This window comes from Streptomyces sp. NPDC086787 (genome assembly GCF_044745865.1).
GTDB lineage: Bacteria > Actinomycetota > Actinomycetes > Streptomycetales > Streptomycetaceae > Streptomyces.
In genome coordinates this window covers 42,413-57,549 of record NZ_JBIVBC010000011.1, presented here as the reverse complement: position 1 = coordinate 57,549, position 15,137 = coordinate 42,413, and the positions used below count along the sequence as shown (strand labels likewise).

The window sequence follows — 15,137 nt, the reverse complement described above, 5'->3', positions numbered from 1 at the left end:
CCGACGCTAACCGGCGGCACCGGCAATCCCGGTCAGGCGGCTCCGTGCGAAACGGAGCCGCCCGGGAAGCGGTCAGCCCAGGTCCGGGATGGTCCAGTCGATCGGCTGGTGGCCCTGTGCCGCGACCGCCTCGTTGATCTGCGTGAACGGACGGGAGCCGAAGAACTTCTTGGCGGACAGCGGCGAGGGGTGAGCGCCCTTGACCACCACGTGCCGGGTCTCGTCGATGAGGGGCAGCTTCTTCTGTGCGTAGTTCCCCCACAGGACGAAGACCGCCGGGTCGGGCCGGTCGGCCACCGCGCGGATCACCGCGTCCGTGAACTTCTCCCAGCCCTTGCCCTTGTGCGAGTTGGCCTCGCCGGAGCGGACGGTCAGCACCGCGTTGAGCAGCAGGACGCCCTGACGGGCCCACGGCATCAGGTAGCCGTTGTCCGGGATCGGCGTGCCCAGTTCCTCCTTCATCTCCTTGTAGATGTTGCGCAGGGACGGCGGGGTCTTCACTCCTGGCCGGACCGAGAAGCACAGCCCGTGCCCCTGCCCCTCGCCGTGATACGGGTCCTGGCCGAGAACGAGCACCTTGACCTGCTCGTAGGGCGTGGCGTCCAGCGCGGCGAAGACCTCCTCGCGCGGCGGGTAGACGGGGCCCTTCCCCCGCTCCTCCTCGACGAACTCGGCCAGCTCCTTGAAGTAGGGCTGCTCCAGTTCGTCGCCCAGAACCCCACGCCAGGACTCGGGCAGCATGGCGGTGTCGGTCACGTCAACGTCCTCACGATGTGCGGTCACTTGCAGGTGGTGCAGTTCTCCGAACCTACAGGCGCCCACTGACAACGGACCCGGCTACCAACTGGTCTTGCGGAACAGCTCCCCCACCATCATGATCGCGGACGCGTCCAGGGACCGCTCCGCGCCGGAGATGTCGGCGTTCGCGGCGATGTACTGCTTGCCCTGCCACAGCGGCAGCAGCCGCACGTCGTTCGCGAGGATCGTCTGCGCCTCCTTGAACTCCTTCACCACCTTGGCCCGGTCGCTCACGCTGCGGGAGCGGGGCAGCAGGTCGTCGGTGATCCTGGGCGTGACGTAGGGCGTACCCACGGCGTTCTGCTTGCCGACGAACGGCGCGATGAAGTTGTCGGCGTCGGGGTAGTCCGGGGACCAGCCGCGGCCGAACACCGGGTACTCGCCGTTCTGGTAGCCCTCGACGTACGTCTTCCAGGGGCGGCCGTGCAGCGTGACGGTGAACAGGCCGGAGGCGTCCAGCTGACGCTTTATCTCCTGAAACTCCTTGGCGGTCGCCGAGCCGTACCGGTCCGTGGTGTACCAGAGGGTCAGCGGCACCTTCTGGGTGATGCCCGCGTCGGAGAGGATCTTCCGGGCCCTGTCGACGCTGGGGTCGCCGTAGTCGTCGAAGAAGACGGTGGTGTGGCCGGTCAGCCCGGCCGGGACCATGGAGTACAGCGGGTCGACGGTGTCCTTGTAGACCCGGTGCGATATCTCGCTGCGGTTGATGAGCTGGGCGACCGCCTTGCGGACGGCGGGCTTGCCGGCCCAGGGGTCCTTGGGGTTGAACACCAGGTACTCGATCTCGATGCTCGCGCCTTCGATGAGGTCGATGTCCTTGGTGCCCTGGCTCTGACTCTGGAAGGAGATGACGTCGGAGGCGGCGAGGCCGCGGAAGGTGAGGTCGAGCTTCTTGTCCCGCAGGTCGTCGGCCAGCGCCCGCGAGTCCTGGTAGTAACGGATGGTCACCGCATCGTTCTTGCGCTCGGCGATGCCCTTGTAGTGCTCGTTCCGGGTCAGCTGGGCCTGCTTGTCCTCCTCGTAGGACTCCAGGTTGTACGGGCCGGACCCGGTGACCTTGCCGTCCTTGCGGAGCTTGGTCGCCGGGTAGTCCGCGGGGTCCACGATCGCCATGCCGGGCGTGGCCAGGACCAGCGGGAAGGTGGTGTCCGGCTTGTTCAGGTGGAAGGCGACCTCGCGCTCGTTCACCGCCTCGACCCGGTCGAGGCTGCCGAGCAGACCGGCGGGGCCGGTGCTGACGTTGATCTTCTCGATCCGGTCGATGGAGTACTTGACGGCCCGCGCGTTCAGTTTGTGGCCGTTGGAGAAGGTGAGGCCGGAGCGCAGCTCGCACGTGTAGACGGTGTTCGACTCGCTGAAGCGGCAGCTCTGGGCCGCGTCGGGCTCCGGAGTGGTCGCGCCCTCGGGATAGCTGAGCAGCGTCTGGTAGATGTTGCGGAAGAGTTCCCAGGACTGGTCCCAGGCGGCGGCCGGATCCAGGGCACTCGGGGCACTCGTGGTGCCCACCACGATCGGACCGGCGCTGTCCCGACTCTCGCCGGAGAGGACACCGCATCCGGCCAGCAGGGATATGGACGCGACCGCCGCCAGTTTCCGTAGGCATCGGTTCCGGTTGAACACGCGAACGCTCCTCGAAGCCGCCTTAGCTCTTGGGACGGCAGACCATACCGCAGTGACACCCCGGTGAGCCTGGTTCGTCCACAGGTCGTGATCAGGCTGTTCCTGACGACGTTGTCATGCGTCCGAGCTCGGCCTCCACAACGACATGGGCACCGTTTCCGTCAAGGAAACGGCGCCCATGTGCGCCCGATCGTTACGCTCCGGACGAGCCGTCAGACCCCGGCCTTCAGGAACAGACCGCCGTCCACGACGAGAGTCTGACCGGTGATCCAGTCCGACTGCGCCGAAGTGAGGAAAGCGGCGGCGCCGCCGATGTCGGAGGGCACGCCGAGCCGGGCGAGCGGGTAGCCCGCGGCGGCCTCTTCCTCCCGGCCCTCGTACAGTGCCTGCGCGAACTTGGTCTTCACGACGGCAGGGGCGATCGCGTTGACCCGTACCTTCGGCGCGAACTCGTGCGCCAACTGCTGGGTCAGGTTGATCATCGCGGCTTTGCTGACGCCGTACGCGCCGATGAACGGCGAGGGCGCCAGGCCCGCGATCGAGGCGATGTTGACGATGGCTCCGCCGTTGTCCTTCTGCCAGGCGTGCCAGGTCTTCTGGGCGAGACCGAGGGCCGAGATCACATTGGTCTCGAACACCTTGCGGGCGACGTTCAGGTCGAGGTCGGCGATCGGGCCGAACACCGGGTTGGTACCGGCGTTGTTGACCAGGAAGTCGACGCGCCCGAAGGCCTCCATCGTGCGCTCGACTGCCTCGGCCTGGTGGTCGAGGTCGTGCGCCTTGCCCGCGACGCCGATGACCCGGTCCGAACCGAGCGCCTCGACGGCCTCCTTGAGGGTCTCCTCGTTGCGGCCGGTGATGCACACGCGGTCGCCGCGCGCGACGAGCGCCTCGGCGATGCCGTAGCCGATGCCCCGGCTGGCGCCCGTGACGAGGGCGACCTTCCCGGACGGTGCGGGGATTTCAGTCATGTCCGTGTCTCCAGTGATCCCTAGTCGAGCGGTCCGCCGGCGACGTACAGCACCTGGCCGGAGACGAAGCCGGCCTCCTCGCCGGTGAAGAAGGCGATGGCGTTGGCGATGTCCGCGGGCTCACCGACACGCTGGACGGGGATCTGGGTGGCGGCAGCGGCCTTGAAGTCCTCGAAGCCCATCTTCATGCGCTCCGCGGTGGCCTTGGTCATCTCGGTGGCGATGAAGCCGGGGGCGACGGCGTTGGCGGTGATGCCGAACTTGCCCAGCTCGAGGGCGAGGGTCTTGGTGAAGCCCTGCAGACCGGCCTTGGCCGCCGAGTAGTTGACCTGGCCCCGGTTGCCGAGCGCGGAGGACGAGGACAGGTTGACGACACGGCCGAAGCCCGCGTCCACCATGTGCTTCTGGACGGCACGGGTCATCAGGAACGAGCCGCGCAGGTGGACGCTCATGACGGTGTCCCAGTCGGACACGCTCATCTTGAACAGCAGGTTGTCCCGGAGCACGCCGGCGTTGTTGACGAGGATCGTCGGAGCGCCGAGCTCCTCGACGACGCGCGTGACGGCCGCCTCGACCTGGGCCTCGTCGGAGACGTCGGCGCCGACCGCGATCGCCCGGCCGCCGGCCGCGGTGATCTGCTCCACGGTGTCCTTGCAGGCGGCCTCGTCGAGGTCGACGACCGCGACGGCACGCCCCTCGGCGGCCAGCCGTACGGCGGTGGCGGCGCCGATACCTCGTGCGGCACCGGTGACGATCGCGACCCGCTGGTCATTGGTGGACATTGCTGCTTCTCCTCGCCCTTGAGAAATCCCGAGCCGCGGTGAGCGACCGCTTAGTACCTTCAGCAGAGGTGACGCTAGAAGCCCTGGCACCCGGTGTCAACGGCACACCGGCCACGTGTGATCCATTACCTCACCAGGAGGGCCAGCAACCGCTCCACCTCGGCCGCCGGATCCGTGGTGAGCCCCGTGTGGACGGCACCCGGCTGCACGACGGCCGAGCGCGGCGCGATCAGCCAGCGAAAGCGCCGTCCGGCGTCGTCCTGGGCGGCGGGGCCCGCCGCGGCACCGCCGGCGCACATGCCCTCGACCGCCCCGAGCGCGGCCCGCACACCGGCCACGTCGGCGTCCGGGTCCAGGGCCAGCAGCCGAGCCTCGTCGAGATGGGTGCGCGCTCCGAGGTAGGCCTGGGCCCGGCAGTACACGATCACCCCGGCGTTGATGCACTCACCGCGCTCCACCCGGGGTACGACCCGTAGCAGCGCGTACTCGAAGACGTCCCGTCCGCCGCCCTGGCCCGCCCGGGTGATGTGCCGCTCGGTCACCTGACCGGCCATGTGGATGTGGCGCCCGCTCACTGGTCCCCCTCGATTCCGGTGACACGCTCGTGGATCACCGCGGCCCGCGCGAGCAGTGGCCGGGCGTACGCCCCGCGCAGGTCGTCCGGGTCGTCGAAGCCGGGCTCACCGGCCAGCCAGGCGTCCGGGATCTCGGCGGTCACCTCGGCTAGCAGGTCCTCGGTGACCAGCGGGGCCAGTTCGGCGGCGGCGCCCGCGACATCGGGGGCGAAACGGGCGAGGGCGTGGTCGGAGGCGTCGTACGGACGCGCGGCGGAGGCCTCGGCGCCCGGCCAGTTGTGGTGCCAGATCATGGTGGCACCGTGGTCGATGAGCCACAGCTCGCCCCGGCGCAGGAGCAGGTTGGGGTTGCGCCAGGAGCGGTCGACGTTGTTGACGAGCGCGTCGAACCAGACGATCCGCCCGGCCTCCGCACGGCTCACCGGGAACGCGAGCGGATCGAAGCCGAGGGCGCCGGAGAGGAAGTCCATGCCGAGATTGGTACCGCCGCTGGACCTCAGCAGTTCCTGCACCTGCTGGTCCGGCTCGCCGAGCCCGAGCACCGCTTCCAGCTCGAGCGTCACCAGCCGGGGCATGCGAAAGCCCAGACGGCGGGCCAGTTCCCCGCAGACCACCTCGGCGACCAGCGTCTTGCGGCCCTGCCCGGCGCCGGTGAACTTCATGACGTAGAGGCCGAGGTCGTCGCCCTCGACCAGCCCCGGCAGCGAGCCGCCCTCACGCAACGGCGTGATGTAGCGAGTCGCGGTGACCTCCCTCAACACTGTCAAGCCCCCACGACTCATGTCATCCAGCACGAAGGGAGCATGTTATCCCGGGCGTGACGGAGCGCGACGGTCCGGCCCGCCGCGCGGCTGCGCCGGACACGCCACGCTCCGCTGTACGTTGAGCCGGAGATTCACCGACAGCTCACCGACCTGCGCACCGAGAGGACACGGCCCTGGTGATCGCCCGGACGTTCCGCCCCGGCAGGCGCCGGGAGTGGGCGGTGGCCGGAGCGAGGGCGTCGGCGGTGGTGGTGCCCTACGTGGTGGGCGCCCGGGTGGGGTGGGCGGAGGCCGGGGCAGCCGGTTCGTTCGGGGCGTATCTGATGGTGGCCTCGTTCTCCTCGCTGAGCGGCAGGCCTCGCGCGGCACTCCTCGGCGCCGCTGCCGTGGGGCTCGCCCTCGCCTCGGTGTCGGGCGCCCTGGCCGTCCAGGTCCTGCCGGCGCTGGTGGCGGGTACCGCTGTCGTGGCCGCGCTACAGGGGCTGTGGGAGGTCGCGGGCGGCCCGCTGCGGATGGCCGCGGCGATGTCGGCGCTGGCCTTCCTGCTTGCGGGGGTCAATCTCGGTGCGGGGCTGCGGTGGTGGGAGTACGCGGCGGGTTTCGCCGCGGGCGCGCTCTGGCAGGGTGCCGTCATCGCCGTGACGGCGCCGACGCCGGATCCGGCGGTTCCCTGGGCCCTGACGCGCGACGGCGGCCCGTACGCGGCCACGCTGGCGGTGACGGGCGTCCTGGGGGTCGCCACGGCCTGGTTCCTGCCCGTCTCGCACGCCGTGTGGCTGGCGACGACCGCGCTGCGCGTCGCCAAACCCGACACCGCGACGCGGCACGGCCGGGCGCGGGCGCGGGTGCTGGGAACGATCGCTGGTGGCGCACTCGCCGCACTGCTGCTTACCCCGCCGCTCACCCCGGCGGCACGCGCGGCGGTGATCGCGGTGATGCTGTTCGCCATGCAACTGGCCGGTGCCGCCCACTACGGCTGGTGGACGCTGTGCCTCACCGTGGTCGCGCTGTCCTTCGGCATGGAGTACGGGGCCGGTGACTGGCGGTTGGCCGGGGTGCGGATGGGGCTTACGGTGGCCGGGGCGGTGCTCGCCCTGGTCGTCTGCGCGATCGCGGACCGGCGCCGGGATCGCCGCACCCGCTGAACGGGCCGTGCCCCCGGGCCGTACCCCTGGACGCATCAGTTGAACGGTTCACGCAACGGCTCCGCAGGAACAGGAAGGGGATCCCCCTCATGACCAGCGCATCGCCCAGGTCCTCGGCGGGACCGGCCCGTCGCACCGTCGTGGCCGCGGCCGGAGCGGCGGGGCTCGCCGCCGCGCTGACGGCCTGCGGGTCGGGCGACGACTCCGCGGGTGCGGAGTCCGGCACGGCGCTCGGGAAGACCTCGGACATCCCGGAGGGCGGCGGCAAGATCTTCAAGGACCAGGGCGTGGTGGTCACGCAACCCTCGGCGGGCACCTACAAGGCGTTCTCGGCCAAGTGCCCGCACGCCGGGTGCGCGGTGGGCAGCGTCGCCAACGGGGTGATCACCTGTCCCTGCCACAACAGCCAGTTCTCCGCGGCGGACGGCAGCGTGCGGCAGGGGCCGGCCACCAAGGGGCTGACGAGTACCGGCATCACCGTGTCCGGGGACGAGATCAAGCTGGCGTGAGCGTTGACGACCGGGCGTCAGTTCCGTCGCCGCGGGCGCTTCAGGCAGCCGAGCACCTCTTCCGTGGTCGCGATGGTGGCGACCAGGGCGAGGGTGTTGCGGACTACCGCCGCGGTGTAGTCGGAGGGCAGTCCCGCGATGGCGTCCCGGGGAACCACCGCGGAGTAGCCGAGGTTGACGGCGTCGAACACCGCGTTGGGTATCGCGACGTTGGCCGAGACGCCGGTGACGATCAGTGTGCGGCAGCCGAGGTTGCGCAGCAGCGCGTCCACGTCGGTGCCCTGGACCGGCGACAGCCCGTGCAGCCGCCGTACGACGAAGTCCTCCTCGGCGACCTCGATCGGCGGCGCGACGCGCACCGCGGTGGTGCCGGACAACTGCTGGACGGGGAGCCGTTCGGCGGCGCGGAACAGACGGGCGTTGCGGCTGGCACCCCGCCCGTCCGGACGGCGTTCGGCGACGGCGTGCACCACCTGGAGGCCGGTCTCGTGTGCGGCGGCGACCAGCCGGGCCACGTTGCCGAGGGCTCCGGATTCCCGCGCCTCGCGGGCGAGTTCGGGCAGCGCGCTGTCGGGGCCGACGACTCCCTGCTGGCACTCCACGGTCAGCAGGACCGTGGTCGCGGAGTCGAGGAGTTCTCCGAGTTCTTCTCGTCTTTCGCGCGCGACCATGACGCCCACTTTCGCCGGGATGCGGGGCGGGCGAGACTAGCCAGCATTGCGCCCGAACGGAAGTGCACGGAATCACTGGAAGACGAGGGGGCCGCATGACCGTCACTCAGCGCCGGGGCCGGAAGATCATGATGACGCCGGGCGAGTTGGACGAGTTCCTGACCACCCAGCGCACCTGTCGGGTCGCCACCGTGTCCGCGGACGGTGCCCCGCACGTGAGCGCGCTGTGGTTCGCCTGGGACGGCACGTCGATCTGGCTCTACTCGGTGGTGCGCAGCAAGCGCTGGGCCGACCTGAGCCGCGACCGGCGGGTGGCGATCGTGGTGGACTCGGGTGAGGAGTACGACCAGTTGCGTGGCGTCGAGCTGTCGGGAACGGCGCAGTTCGTGGGCGAGGTGCCGCGCACCGGCGAGCTCTGCGCCGAACTCGACACCGCGGAGACGCTGTTCGCCCGCAAGAACTTCGGCCTGGACGAGATGCCGCACGACGGCCGGCACGCCTGGGCACGGCTGACCCCGGAGAAGATCGTCTCCTGGGACTTCCGCAAGCTGGGTTCCGCTTAGGGCTGTTCAGCCGTTCAGCCGATCGTCGCCGCCGCCGCGCGCAGGGACTCCACCGCCGCGCGGATCGAGGGGCGGCGGTCGGCGTCGGAGCGCCAGACGACGTAGACATGGCGGCACACCCGCTGTCTGAGCGGGACCATGACGACGCCCGCGGGCACCGGGTGCCGGCCCAGCAGTGGCGCGACGCATACCCCCAACCCGGCTGCAACCAGGGCGAGTTGGGTGTGGTTCTCGGCGGCGCGATGGCCGATGATCGGCTCGATGCCGCGCGAGCGCAGCGTGAACATCAGCCATTCGTGGCAGAACTCGCCCTCGCCCCAGGTGATCCACTCGTCCTCGGCGAATTCTCCGAGGTCCACCTCGTCCCGGCCGGCGAGCCGATGGCCGACCGGCATGGCGACGTCGGCCGGGTCGTCGAGGAGCGGGGCCTTCACCAGGCCGTCCGGGACCGGCATCGGCTTGTTGTACCAGTCCAGGACGATCGCGAGATCGAGGTCGCCGCGGACGACTCCGGCGACGCCGTGCTCGGGTTCCAGTTCGCTGGAGCGCAGCCGCAGTGCCGGGTGCCGGGCGCGCAGCGCGGCGAGAGCGGCGGGGAACAGCCCGCGGGCGGCGGTCGGGAACGCCGACAGCCGCAGTTCGCCGACGACCTGCCCGCGGTGTGCCTCCAGGTCGGACTGGGCCAGTTCGACCTGGGAGAGGATCCGCGCCGCGTGCTCCGACAGGAGCCGTCCCGCGTCCGTGAGGCGAACGCCCCGCCCGTTCTTGGCGAGCAGCCGCTGCCCGACCTCCCGCTCCAGCTTGCCCAGTTGCTGGGACACGGCGGACGTGGTGACGTGCAGCGCTTCGGCCGCACCGCCGACCGAGCCGGACCGGGCCAGGGCGTCGAGGGTACGCAGGCGCTCGAGGTTCATGTGAGCGATGCTACGAGGTCGCCGACTGCTATTCTCCTAGCACAAAGCATTTTATGCACTAGTGCAATCTAGTCCAAATGAGGATGTGGCAATGGAGGACGTCATGCAGGGGACCGAGCAGACGGCGTCGCGGCCGGCCGCCTACGCGCAGACGGACCGCACCGTGCCCACCCGTGCCGCGGAGCGGGCGTCGTACGACCGGGAACTGGTGCACTCGATACTCGACGAGGGCTACGTCTGCCATCTCGGCTTCGTCCGCGACGGCGCCCCCGTGGTACTGCCCACCCTGTACGGCCGGGTCGGCGAGCGGCTCTACGTGCACGGTTCCACGGGCTCGCGCCCGCTGCGGATGACCGGCCGGGCCGATCCGGGACTCCCGGTCTGCCTGACGGTCACCCATGTCGACGCCCTGGTCCTGGCCCGCTCCGCCTTCCACCACTCGATCAACTACCGCTCCGTGGTGGTGCACGGCATCGCCCACCAGGTCACCGACCCCGAGGAGCGGCGGCTGGCCCTCGACGCCCTGGTCGACCACGTCGTACCGGGCCGCTCGGCCGACTCCCGGCCCGCCGACAAGAAGGAACTGGCCGCCACCGCGGTGATCCGCCTCGACCTGGACGAGGTCTCCGCCAAGGTCCGCACCGGCGACGCCGGCGACGATCCCGAGGACCTGTCCCTCCCGCACTGGGCCGGTGTCGTCCCGCTGCGCAAGGGGTACGACACCCCGGTCGCGAACGCGGACCTGGCCCCCGGCATCGGGCTGCCGACCTATCTCGCGAGCCTGTGATGCTGATCCATCCGTGGGACGCGGCCCGTGACGACTCCGAGTGGCAGACCTGGCTGGCCGCCCACGACTTCGGCCAGTTGGCGGTCAACGGCCTGCCCGGGCAGGCCCCCTTCGTGCAGCCGCTGCACTTCGCCTACGACGCCGGCCGCGACGAGGCGGTCACCCACCTCGCCCGCCCCAACCCGATGTGGGCCGCCCTGGAGGCGAACCCCCGGGTACTGCTGAGCGTGGTGGACGACTACGTCTTCGTGCCCGGCCCCTGGCAGGCCGCGCCGGAGGAGCCGCCCGAGCACGGCGTACCCACCAGCTTCTACACCGCCCTCCAACTGCACTGCACGGCCCACGTCGTGGACGACCCGGCGGAGAAGGCGGACATCCTCAACCGCCAGCTGGGCCACTTCCAGCCGGACGGCGGCTCGGTCCGGGTGGCCCCGGGCGAGATCCCGTACGGCCGACAGCTCTCCGGTATCCGCGGCCTGCGGCTGGAAGTGACGGAGGTGCGCGCGAAGTTCAAGTACGCGGGCAAGCGTTCACCGGAGGTCCGCGACCGGATCGCGGGCGCGCTCGCCCAGCGTGGGGGCCCGGGAGACGGCGCAGCGCTCGAACATCTGGAGCGACGGCGGACGCTGGCGGAGGATCCGCCCCGGACGCCTCCCGAGCGCCTCACATGAGCACCGGTTCCGCTTCCTCCCGGGCCGCGCGCGACTCCGCGATCGCGGGTCCCGCGACCGAGCCGAGCATCAGCAGGGTGCCCAGCGCGATCGGTACCGTCAGGGGCTCGCCGAGCAGGGCCACACCGAGAACCGCGGCGCTCACCGGCTCCAGCAGCATGATCATGGAGACGGTGGCCGAGCGCACCACGGCCGCGCCCGCGAAGTAGAGGGCGTAGGCGAGGGCTGTGGGAATCGCCGCGATGTAGAGCAGCAGCGCGAGCACCCGCAGCGGCTGGGTGGTGTGCGGCACCAGGCCGTCGGCCAGCGCGAACGGCAGCAGGCACAGACTGGTGACCGCGAACGCCCATACGGTCGTACCGGCGGCGTCACCACCACCCTGGCGCCCCGACCAGCGGGTGAGCAGCGTCATCACGGAGTAGCCGGCCGCGGACAGGAGCGCGAGCAGTACGCCCGCCGGTCGCACGGTGGTGTCAGTGCCCCCCAGCGACAGCACGGCCAGGCCGGTGAGCGCACCGACGGCTGCGACGGCTCCGCCGCGTCCGAGCCGCTCCCCCAGCGCGATCCGGGCGCCGAGCGCGATCAGCACGGGTCCGGCGCCGAGCGTGACCACGGTCGCCACGGCGAGCCCGGTCGCCGAAACCGCGGCGAAGTACGCGGTCTGGAACACGGCGAGACAGAGCCCGATGGCCACGGCCTTCGGCACTCGGCGTCCGAGCGGTTCGGCCACCGACGGGCCGACGGGCGCGCCCGGCCCGACGGGACGGTTGGTACGGCGCAGCAGCCGTCCGGCGGTCAGCAGCAGGAGTCCGGCCGCGCACCGCCAGAAGGAGAGCACGACGGCGTCCATGTCACTGGCCCGGTAGACCAGCGAGGCGGCGGCGCCCGCGGTGCCCCACGCGGCACCGGCGATGATCAGATGACGGAGGCCACGCCCGACGGGCAGGCCGGAGGAACCGTTCGACACGGCATTCGATACGGCATTCGACACGAGTTGTCTCCGCAGACAGAGAAGTACGGAAGGCGACCCGCTTCAGCGGGGCGCGCGGACTTCATCTGCGGGCAGCACCGTCCCGCCCGGTGAGATGCCGGGCGTGATGTTCCGGAGGCCCGCCTCAGGCGGCCGGAGGCGGAAGGACGAGTGCGGTCGAAGACATGCCGGAAGCCTATGCCGCGGCTTCGCTCACGGACAACTCGCTTTCCGGGGCGCCGGACGCCACCGGCTCCACGGAGCCCCTGACCGGGGCCGAGGACTGCGCGATGAACGCGCCAAGCAGCACCAGCGCACCGCCGACGGCCTGCGGCGCCGAGAGGTGTTCGCCGAGGAGCACCCAGGCCAGCACCGTGGCGACGACCGCCTCCAGGCAGGCCACGACCCCGGCGACCTGCGGGGACAGCCGCCGTACCGACACCACGCCGGTCACGTAGGCGATGACCGTGGCGACCAGGATGATCCAGGCCAGCAGCAAGGGGGCCGGTACCGGGGTGCCGTTCATGGAGGCGGTCCCGGTGAGGGCGGACCAGTCCATGGACCAGGGGCGGGCGACGGCGGTGAGCACGAGGGCGCCGAAGAGCAGTCCGTACGCGATCACGCCGAGGGGGTCCGGTGCCCGTTCGCCGGACGGGCCGTCGTGGTCGGACATCACGAAGTAGCCGACCTGGCAGCAGGCCGCGCCGAGCGCGAGCAGCAACCCGAGCGCGTCGAACCGCAGTCCCGACCAGACCTCCACGACACAGGCGAGGCCGCCGACCGCGAGGGCCACGCCGAGCGCGGCGGCCCGGGTCACCGGGCGTCGCTGCACGAACCGTACCCAGCCGAGCACCAGGGCGGGGCCGAGGTACTCGACGAGCAGCGCGACCCCGACCGGGATGCGCGAAATGGCGGCGAAGTAGCAGGCCTGCACACCGGCCACGGCGAGCAGCCCGAAGCCGGCGAGGAGCAGAGGACGGCGGCGCAGCAGATCGCGGTGGCGCACGGCGAGCGGCAGCATCACCAGCGCCGCGCCGGTCACTCGCAGCCAGACCACATGGAGCGGGTCGAGCCCCGCCTCGATCAGTGGTTTGGCGGCGACGCCCGACCCTCCGAAGGCGAGTGCCGAGGCGACGGCGAGGCCGAGCCCGACACCCCTTCCGCGGCCGCCCTGACTGCTCTCAGAATTCTGCACCGGCACATGATGACAGGCGACGACAGGAGCGTCACACCCGATGGCGCCTGTCTTGCCTGCCGGACACGGCCGAACACGCCGCCGGGCCCCGTCGGCCGGCCCTCAGTGGGCGGTCTCGCCGCTCCCGGCGCACTCCCCCGGGCGGCCGTCGATCCGCGCGAGGAGATCACTCCGTTCGACCCCGGCATGATCGAGCACCTCGACCGCACGGGCTCCCGGATCCCGGACCAGGCCCGCGAGCAGGTCGGCGCCCCTGGTCCGCCCGTCACCACGCCGTCCGGCGCGGTCGCGGGCGTGCGCCAGGGCGGACGCGGCCAGCGGTGACCAGCCGTCGGCGTCCTCGGTCCCGCCGTCGGGCGCACCGGCCCGCGCCACCACGGGCAGCGCCCCCGAGTCCTCCACGGCGCCCTGCCAGCGCAGGCCGTAGCCGATGCTGCGCTGCACGAGATAGCCGAGCAGGCGGGCGATCTGCGGGGCGTCGCCGATCACGGGATGCAGCTCGTGGTCGGTCTCCAGCAGCGAGTGCAGCAGATGGGCGGTGTCGATCTGCCGGTCCCCGTCCCGGACGGCCCTGCGCCGGGCAGCTGCGGTCACCGCCGCCAGCTCGGCGCAGGACGCGGCGTCGCCTTCGGGACGGGAAACGCTCGGGTCGTACGCGGACTGGCGGGGAACAAGGGGTCGCACACCGTCTACCCCATCAGCCGCCACGGCCCGCGGTCATCCTCGGTGGGGAGCATTTCGACGTCCCACAGAAAGTGGACTCCGGGCATCGGAATCTCCTCCTCACGGAGGAGATCCGGCCACCGCGACCCCGAGCCGCACATTTCCTGATGGTTCATCAGTATTGAATGTTCCAGGTCCTGCGGCTACTTTCCGCGACACCAGAGCCCGACTCGAAGGGGTGGTCGCATGGCCGAAGTCAGCGCGGAGGCACGCATCGGGGCACCGGCCGAGAAGGTGTGGGCACAGCTCACCGACTGGTCGGCCTACGGCGAGTGGAACGCGACCCACACCAGTTTCCCCAAGGGCGGCCCCGAGACCTTCGCGGTGGGCGGCACCTTCCAGGAGAACATGAAGCTGATGGGCTTCCCGGCCGAGGTCGAGTGGACCATCGAGGAACTGGAACCGGCCCGCACGCTCGCGATCCGCGGCAAGGGCCCGATGGCCGTCACCGTCGCCACCCGCTACACGCTCACGCCCGAGGGCGACGCGACGAAGGTGCGCATCGACGGCGAGTTCACGGGCGCGGCCGTGTCCCTGATGGCAGGCAAGCTGAAGGACTCGGCGGGAGCGGCCCTGAACGAGTCACTGCGCAAGCTGGGCGCACTGGTGGCCTGAACCGCGAGGGCGCCCCGCGGAGTGATCCACGGGGCGCCCGGCCGTCAATCCGGCTGTCGGTCCGCTGCCGGTCCGCCGTCAGTCCTCGTCGGCAAGGATCAGATACAGCTTCTTGCGGGCGTCGTTGATGACGGTCAGCGCCTTCTCCCGCTGCTCCTTGGTGCCGGTCTTCCAGACCTGCCCGAAGGCCTCCATCAGGCCGAAGCCCGCCTGTCGGATCTCACCGAGGACCTCCCAGTCGACGCCGCGCGCGGCTTCCTCCCAGGGCGCCTCGGGGCCGTCGGCGGCGAGGGCGCGGCCCTCTTCGGTGAGCGAGAACAGCTTCTTGCCGCCCTCGGACTCACTGGTGATCAGGCCCTCGTCCTCCAGCAACTGAAGGGTGGGGTACACCGAGCCGGGGCTGGGCTTCCAGGCACCTCCGCTGCGCTCGGCGATCTCCTGGATCATCTCGTAGCCGTGCATGGGACGGTCCTTGAGCAGGGCCATGATCGAGGCCCGCACATCACCGCGCCGCGCCCTCCCCCTGGGCCCACCCCGCCCTCGCGGCCCCCAGGGCCCCGGCCCGAACCCGGGCCCACCGGGCCCGAACCCGGGACCGCCGTGCCCGAACCCGGGCCCACCCGGCCCGAACGGCCCGAACGCAGCCCGCAGCCCCTCGAAGCCACCCCTGCCACGCCGGGGTCCGCCACGCCGGTGCTCATGCTCGAATCCATGGGAACGCATTGCAACCACTCCACTCCATCGTTGATCTGTCGCGATGCGTCAACGATATATCGGAACCGATCGCCTGACAAGGCCCGGGTGACGGTGACGCGGGTGACTTGTCTCATCGAAGGTGAGCCGAACTGTCCGGCCTCAGACGGC

General features: G+C 71.1%; 18 protein-coding genes. 6 read left to right on the top strand and 12 right to left on the bottom strand.

All coding sequences use genetic code 11. The features are described from left to right. Positions 1 to 72: 72 nt before the first annotated feature. The 6 genes from ACIPK3_RS24310 to ACIPK3_RS24285 all read right to left on the bottom strand — a co-directional run bounded on the left by ACIPK3_RS24310 (position 73) and on the right by ACIPK3_RS24285 (position 5,507). Positions 73 to 756 carry a uracil-DNA glycosylase gene (locus ACIPK3_RS24310; protein WP_402572799.1) on the bottom strand — a complete coding sequence of 228 codons (684 nt, stop codon included), beginning with the start codon at positions 754 to 756 and terminating at the stop codon, positions 73 to 75. An 81-nt stretch (positions 757 to 837) separates the two neighbouring features. Further along, entirely contained in the window at positions 838 to 2,418 is a 1,581-nt protein-coding gene (locus ACIPK3_RS24305; RefSeq protein WP_402572797.1) for an ABC transporter substrate-binding protein, read from the bottom strand. 212 nt (positions 2,419 to 2,630) lie between these two features. Beyond that, positions 2,631 to 3,389 carry an SDR family oxidoreductase gene (locus tag ACIPK3_RS24300; RefSeq protein ID WP_402572795.1) on the bottom strand — a complete coding sequence of 253 codons (759 nt, stop codon included), beginning with the start codon at positions 3,387 to 3,389 and terminating at the stop codon, positions 2,631 to 2,633. Positions 3,390 to 3,409: 20 nt separating this feature from the next. Beyond that, positions 3,410 to 4,171, bottom strand: a complete 762-nt coding sequence (gene fabG, locus ACIPK3_RS24295) for a 3-oxoacyl-ACP reductase FabG (protein WP_402572793.1) — start codon at positions 4,169 to 4,171, stop codon at positions 3,410 to 3,412. A 125-nt stretch (positions 4,172 to 4,296) separates the two neighbouring features. Beyond that, on the bottom strand, positions 4,297 to 4,746 hold the full coding sequence (locus ACIPK3_RS24290; RefSeq protein ID WP_402572791.1) for a DUF3037 domain-containing protein: 450 nt from the start codon (positions 4,744 to 4,746) through the stop codon (positions 4,297 to 4,299). After that, on the bottom strand, positions 4,743 to 5,507 hold the full coding sequence (locus ACIPK3_RS24285; RefSeq protein WP_402573049.1) for a HipA family kinase: 765 nt from the start codon (positions 5,505 to 5,507) through the stop codon (positions 4,743 to 4,745). The genes ACIPK3_RS24290 and ACIPK3_RS24285 overlap by 4 nt, the downstream gene beginning before the upstream one ends. A gap of 179 nt (positions 5,508 to 5,686) precedes the next feature. Between ACIPK3_RS24285 and ACIPK3_RS24280 the strand changes: the two genes are divergently transcribed. After that, a complete protein-coding gene (locus ACIPK3_RS24280; RefSeq protein WP_402572790.1) occupies positions 5,687 to 6,655 on the top strand; it encodes an FUSC family protein in 969 nt (322 codons plus the stop codon). A gap of 89 nt (positions 6,656 to 6,744) precedes the next feature. Next, on the top strand, positions 6,745 to 7,164 hold the full coding sequence (locus ACIPK3_RS24275) for a Rieske (2Fe-2S) protein (RefSeq protein WP_402572788.1): 420 nt from the start codon (positions 6,745 to 6,747) through the stop codon (positions 7,162 to 7,164). A 17-nt stretch (positions 7,165 to 7,181) separates the two neighbouring features. On the opposite strand, the gene ACIPK3_RS24270 is transcribed toward ACIPK3_RS24275, so the two are convergent. Further along, positions 7,182 to 7,835, bottom strand: coding sequence for a cysteine hydrolase (locus ACIPK3_RS24270; protein WP_402572786.1), 654 nt, complete (start codon positions 7,833 to 7,835; stop codon positions 7,182 to 7,184). Between the two features lie 95 nt (positions 7,836 to 7,930). Here ACIPK3_RS24270 and ACIPK3_RS24265 point away from each other — a divergent pair, with 95 nt between their 5' ends. Beyond that, positions 7,931 to 8,398, top strand: a complete 468-nt coding sequence (locus ACIPK3_RS24265) for a pyridoxamine 5'-phosphate oxidase family protein (RefSeq protein ID WP_402572785.1) — start codon at positions 7,931 to 7,933, stop codon at positions 8,396 to 8,398. Between the two features lie 14 nt (positions 8,399 to 8,412). Here the strand turns inward: ACIPK3_RS24265 and ACIPK3_RS24260 are convergent, their stop codons facing one another. After that, positions 8,413 to 9,312 carry a LysR family transcriptional regulator gene (locus ACIPK3_RS24260; RefSeq protein WP_402572783.1) on the bottom strand — a complete coding sequence of 300 codons (900 nt, stop codon included), beginning with the start codon at positions 9,310 to 9,312 and terminating at the stop codon, positions 8,413 to 8,415. Positions 9,313 to 9,415: 103 nt separating this feature from the next. Between ACIPK3_RS24260 and ACIPK3_RS24255 the strand changes: the two genes are divergently transcribed. After that, positions 9,416 to 10,099 carry a pyridoxamine 5'-phosphate oxidase family protein gene (locus ACIPK3_RS24255; RefSeq protein ID WP_402572782.1) on the top strand — a complete coding sequence of 228 codons (684 nt, stop codon included), beginning with the start codon at positions 9,416 to 9,418 and terminating at the stop codon, positions 10,097 to 10,099. Next, entirely contained in the window at positions 10,099 to 10,770 is a 672-nt protein-coding gene (locus ACIPK3_RS24250) for an FMN-binding negative transcriptional regulator (protein WP_402572780.1), read from the top strand. The genes ACIPK3_RS24255 and ACIPK3_RS24250 overlap by 1 nt, the downstream gene beginning before the upstream one ends. On the opposite strand, the gene ACIPK3_RS24245 is transcribed toward ACIPK3_RS24250, so the two are convergent. The 3 genes from ACIPK3_RS24245 to ACIPK3_RS24235 all read right to left on the bottom strand — a co-directional run bounded on the left by ACIPK3_RS24245 (position 10,763) and on the right by ACIPK3_RS24235 (position 13,619). Then, on the bottom strand, positions 10,763 to 11,737 hold the full coding sequence (locus ACIPK3_RS24245) for a DMT family transporter (RefSeq protein WP_402573047.1): 975 nt from the start codon (positions 11,735 to 11,737) through the stop codon (positions 10,763 to 10,765). The genes ACIPK3_RS24250 and ACIPK3_RS24245 overlap by 8 nt on opposite strands. Positions 11,738 to 11,936: 199 nt before the next feature. Continuing rightward, positions 11,937 to 12,941, bottom strand: a complete 1,005-nt coding sequence (locus ACIPK3_RS24240) for an EamA family transporter (RefSeq protein ID WP_402572778.1) — start codon at positions 12,939 to 12,941, stop codon at positions 11,937 to 11,939. A 96-nt stretch (positions 12,942 to 13,037) separates the two neighbouring features. Next, on the bottom strand, positions 13,038 to 13,619 hold the full coding sequence (locus tag ACIPK3_RS24235) for a Clp protease N-terminal domain-containing protein (protein WP_402572777.1): 582 nt from the start codon (positions 13,617 to 13,619) through the stop codon (positions 13,038 to 13,040). Between the two features lie 225 nt (positions 13,620 to 13,844). On the opposite strand from ACIPK3_RS24235, the gene ACIPK3_RS24230 reads away from it, so the two are divergent. Further along, positions 13,845 to 14,273: an SRPBCC family protein gene (locus tag ACIPK3_RS24230; RefSeq protein ID WP_402572776.1), complete on the top strand. Its 429-nt coding sequence runs from the start codon at positions 13,845 to 13,847 to the stop codon at positions 14,271 to 14,273. Positions 14,274 to 14,351: 78 nt separating this feature from the next. On the opposite strand, the gene ACIPK3_RS24225 is transcribed toward ACIPK3_RS24230, so the two are convergent. Beyond that, positions 14,352 to 14,996, bottom strand: coding sequence for a PadR family transcriptional regulator (locus ACIPK3_RS24225; protein ID WP_402572774.1), 645 nt, complete (start codon positions 14,994 to 14,996; stop codon positions 14,352 to 14,354). Between the last annotated feature and the right edge of the window lie 141 nt (positions 14,997 to 15,137).